The organism is Paraburkholderia sp. BR14320 (assembly GCF_040948665.1).
GTDB classification, from domain to species: domain Bacteria; phylum Pseudomonadota; class Gammaproteobacteria; order Burkholderiales; family Burkholderiaceae; genus Paraburkholderia; species Paraburkholderia youngii.
Genome location: NZ_JBFPKG010000317.1, coordinates 1 through 304, shown reverse-complemented (window position 1 = coordinate 304; position 304 = coordinate 1). Strand labels below are relative to the sequence as shown.

2 pseudogenes are annotated in these 304 nt (G+C 58.6%); both read left to right on the top strand.

Going from position 1 to position 304, the window contains the following annotated elements:
* A pseudogene (locus AB3X89_RS40475) lies at positions 1 to 138 on the top strand (IS3 family transposase); the annotation flags it as partial.
* Positions 139 to 177: 39 nt separating this feature from the next.
* Positions 178 to 304 (top strand): annotated as a pseudogene (locus AB3X89_RS40470) (IS5/IS1182 family transposase); the annotation flags it as partial.

Sequence of the window (304 nt, the reverse complement as noted above, 5' to 3'; positions counted from 1 at the left end):
GCCGTTGAAATGGCGACGCTCGAATGGGTGGACTGGTTCAACAATCGTCGGCTCTTCGGCCCCATCGGCAATATTCCACCTGCCGAGGCAGAAGCCGCTTACTATGCAAATCTCGCTGAGTCTGTCATTGTGGCATGACGCAAGCAAAACGGTCTCCGGAAAACCCGGGGCGGCTCAGGCTACACCGGCGAAGAGCCTGCACAGGCCGCGCGCGATGAAGGCATCGAGCTTCACGTAGTCAGGTTGCCGGAGGCAAAAAAAGGCTTTGTACTGTTGCCGCGTCGTTGGGTGGTGGAGCGCAGTT